Here is a 3,511-nt window from a genome sequence, read left to right on the forward strand (position 1 = left end):
TATTTAATTATTTAATTGTCCCTATTTATCTATTTATCCAATTGGCATGTAATTTGCCTTTACAAGACAGCCATGCTGTGGTAAAATTTTTATATGAAAAAAATTTTATTTGTTTGTGCTTCCCTCTTTCTTCTGACAGTATTGATAGTTTATTTAAACCAGGAAAAAGATGCGAAGATCAAATTGCGTCTTGGCGATAATTCGTATATGGATGAAGTGAGCATTACGCAGAAGAAGGCAGGACTCGTCAAGTGGATACTGAATTCTGAAAAAGCCGTGTTTTTAACGAACAATGATATAAAGCTCGATAACCTGAAGATAATATTTCCTGAAAAAGAGCTTACCCTTACATCCAACGGCGGTATGTATGATATTGAAAACAGGAATCTGAAGATAGATGGAAATATAAACGCCTTTACCAAGGATTATGAAATTGTGGCGAGCACATTGTTCTGGGATTCTTCGAAAAATGAGATACTTTCCGATGAAAGGGTTCAGATTGTTGGAAAGAGGTTTTTTGCAGAAGGAGATACTATGACAGCAACAACTGACAAGGCGACACTGAAAAAAAATGTAAAGGCGGTTTTTTATGGAAAATAAAAAGCAGGCTATAGGCTATAGGCGATGGGCTATAGGAATATTTATTTTTTTATGTCTATTGTCTATTGCCTATTGCCTATCGCCCAATATAACTTTTGCTCAGGAAAAAAAGAGTGTATCGAAAGAACCTACTGTCATAACCTCGGAAATCCTGACTGCAGACAATAAGGCCAAGACCGCCCTCTTTGAGAAATCAGTCGTGGCAAGGAAGGGAGAGATGACCCTGTTTGCCGATAAGATGCTGGTGTATTATTCGGAAGAGAAGGGGAGTAGCAATATTAAACGGATCGATGCCGAGGGGAATGTCAAGCTTATAAAAGGGGAACGCGTTGTAACATCCAAATTCGCCACTTATTTTGCCGAGCCTGAAGAAAAGATTATATTCACGGGAGAGCCGAGGGCAACCGAGGGTGAAAATGTGGTGACAGGCACAAAGATGATATATTTTATGAAGGATGACCGCTCCATAGTCGAAAACAGCAAGGTCTTGTTAATAGAGCGGAGAGGCGAAAGCGACAAAGTACAGAAGGAGAGGCTTCCTTAGCGCTGACTTCACGAGTTCCGTGCTTCAGAATTGATCGGATTATGAACCATGTCCTTGAAATAAAAGGTCTGTCCAAGGCATACGGCAAGAGATACGTGGTGCGTGATGTGAACATATCTGTCAGGACAGGCGAGATAGTGGGACTCCTCGGCCCAAACGGCGCAGGGAAGACCACGACCTTTTACATGGTGGTGGGTATGATACGTCCTGAGCAGGGCGACATTACACTCGATGGGGATGATATAAGAAGGCTTCCGATGTATCAGCGGGCACGAAAGGGTATCGGCTATCTGCCCCAGGAGCCGTCGATATTCAGAAAATTGACCGTGAGGGAAAACCTGAAGGCTGTTCTTGAGATAAGCGGAATGGGAAGATCAAACGGGAATAGCGGAGGCATACAGGGAGAGGTCGACAGGCTCCTTGAAGAATTCAATTTGACAAATTTCGCCGACAGGGATGGATACCGGCTTTCCGGTGGAGAGAGGAGACGTGCCGAGATTGCGAGGGCTATTGCCTTAAAGCCGATGTTTATGTTGTTTGACGAGCCCTTTGCCGGCGTTGACCCTATTGCGATAATCGAATTGAAAAAGATGCTGACGTATCTGAAATCAAAGGGACTCGGCATCCTTATAACAGACCATAATGTAAGGGAGACCCTCTCAATTACGGACAGGGCATATATCATCAGCAACGGTAAGATTTTAGCCGAGGGAACGCCGGATGACCTGATAAGAAATCCGTCTGTAAAAGAGGCATATTTAGGAGAAGATTTTAAATTATGAAAATTCTAAATTCAAAGCACGAAATCCTAAACAAATTTTTTATATATTATTCGGGTTCGGGATTTAGAATTTGGGATTTGAATTTACGGAGTAAATTATAATGGCACTGGAAAGCAGATTAGACTTAAGACTCGCTCAAAAGCTCATCCTTACGCCGCAACTCCAGCAGACTATCAAGCTTTTGCAGATGCCCCAGCTCGAACTCGCCCAGACATTGAACAACGAGCTTATAGAGAATCCTTTTCTGGAAGAAGAATTTGAAGAGCCGGAAATGGAGGAGCATACCATTGAGGATACCACTCCATCCATCGCTGCCGATGACGCCGAAATACCTCTTGAGGGTCTTATGAACTTCAGCGTCGATGAATATTTTGAAGAAAGGAGCAGCGACGGCAGGGACCTCGGTTATTTTACGCCGGACATCGAAGAACAACCGTCATATGAGCTCTTTTGTTCCAAGAAGCCGGATCTGTACGACCATTTACTCTGGCAATTGAGATTGAGCACGGCAGATGATGGAATAAGAAGGGTCGCAGAGGCAGTAATCGGCAATATCGACGAAGACGGCTATCTCAGGGCTACGGATGAGGAACTGGCATCTGTCACCGGTGCGGATATCGATACAGTGAGGTCTGCTATTGCGCTTGTTCAGGGCTTTGACCCTCCCGGCGTTGGCGCACGGGATCTGAAGGAGTGCCTCTTATTGCAGCTTAAGGCCTTAAACCTGAGCGGCACTCTGGTTGAGAAGATAATCATTAACAATATGGAAGATTTGCAGAAAAAGAAATACAGCAACATAGCAAAACAATACAACTCGCCCATGGACGATATAATAGCCGCTGTCAAGATAATAGAAGGACTCGATCCGAGGCCTGCCACAAGTTTTTCCAACATTGAAACCAATTACATAGTGCCCGATGTCTTTATATCAAAGACCGAAGAAGGGTACCAGATAATCCTGAACGAAGACGGCATGCCGAGGTTGCGGCTGAACAGCAGCTACCGTAAGCTCCTCTTGAGGAAGGAATCCCTTACAAAGGAAGAGAGGGAATTTTTAAAGGAGAAGCTGAGACTTGCCACCGAGTTGATAAAGAGCCTCGACCAGAGAAACAGGACAATATATAAGGTTTCTGAAAGCATCCTGAAATTTCAAAAGGCATTTTTCGACATAGGAGTTCAATCCCTGAGGCCTTTGAATCTCAGGGATGTGGCATCCGATATTAATATGCATGAAAGCACGGTAAGCAGGGTGACATCGAACAAATTCCTTGCATGTAACCACGGGGTCTTTAGTTTCAGGTTCTTTTTCAGCAGTGCAATCCAGTCAGAGACAGGCGAGGTTTCGTCTACCTCTGTGAAGGACATTATTAAAAAGATTGTTTCGGAGGAGGATCCCAAAAAGCCCCTGAGCGATCAAATGATAGCCGACAGGTTGAAGAACCAGAACATCACAATTGCGCGAAGGACAGTTGCAAAATATCGGGAGGAATTGAAGATTCCACCCCAGAATCAGAGGAAGATATACGAATAAGGAGGAAAATATGAATATCATTGTCAATGGCCGTCATCTGGAGATAACGCCTGC

4 protein-coding genes are annotated in these 3,511 nt (G+C 43.9%); all 4 read left to right on the plus strand.

What is annotated here, in order from left to right:
* The first annotated feature begins 93 nt into the window (after positions 1-93).
* The 4 genes from lptC to rpoN all read left to right on the plus strand — a co-directional run bounded on the left by lptC (position 94) and on the right by rpoN (position 3,457).
* The gene (gene lptC / locus V7L97_RS08880; RefSeq protein WP_333655174.1) at positions 94-600 is read left to right on the plus strand and encodes an LPS export ABC transporter periplasmic protein LptC; all 507 of its coding nucleotides are present in this window, start codon (positions 94-96) and stop codon (positions 598-600) included.
* A complete protein-coding gene (locus tag V7L97_RS08885; RefSeq protein WP_333655177.1) occupies positions 590-1,144 on the plus strand; it encodes an LptA/OstA family protein in 555 nt (184 codons plus the stop codon). Before lptC ends, V7L97_RS08885 begins: the two co-directional genes overlap by 11 nt.
* A 41-nt stretch (positions 1,145-1,185) precedes the next feature.
* Positions 1,186-1,926: an LPS export ABC transporter ATP-binding protein gene (lptB, locus tag V7L97_RS08890; RefSeq protein ID WP_333655179.1), complete on the plus strand. Its 741-nt coding sequence runs from the start codon at positions 1,186-1,188 to the stop codon at positions 1,924-1,926.
* A 100-nt stretch (positions 1,927-2,026) separates the two neighbouring features.
* Positions 2,027-3,457 carry an RNA polymerase factor sigma-54 gene (rpoN, locus tag V7L97_RS08895; RefSeq protein ID WP_333655181.1) on the plus strand — a complete coding sequence of 477 codons (1,431 nt, stop codon included), beginning with the start codon at positions 2,027-2,029 and terminating at the stop codon, positions 3,455-3,457.
* Positions 3,458-3,511: the final 54 nt, after the last annotated feature.

This window comes from Dissulfurispira sp., assembly GCF_036745535.1.
Lineage (GTDB): Bacteria > Nitrospirota > Thermodesulfovibrionia > Thermodesulfovibrionales > Dissulfurispiraceae > Dissulfurispira.

What these genes read in the sequence shown, in the direction of transcription:
- lptC (WP_333655174.1), top strand. Translation starts at nt 94, where the DNA reads ATGAAAAAAATTTTATTTGTTTGTGCTTCCCTCTTTCTTCTGACAGTA.
- lptB (WP_333655179.1), top strand. Translation starts at nt 1,186, where the DNA reads ATGAACCATGTCCTTGAAATAAAAGGTCTGTCCAAGGCATACGGCAAG.
- V7L97_RS08885 (WP_333655177.1), top strand. Translation starts at nt 590, where the DNA reads ATGGAAAATAAAAAGCAGGCTATAGGCTATAGGCGATGGGCTATAGGA.
- rpoN (WP_333655181.1), top strand. Translation starts at nt 2,027, where the DNA reads ATGGCACTGGAAAGCAGATTAGACTTAAGACTCGCTCAAAAGCTCATC.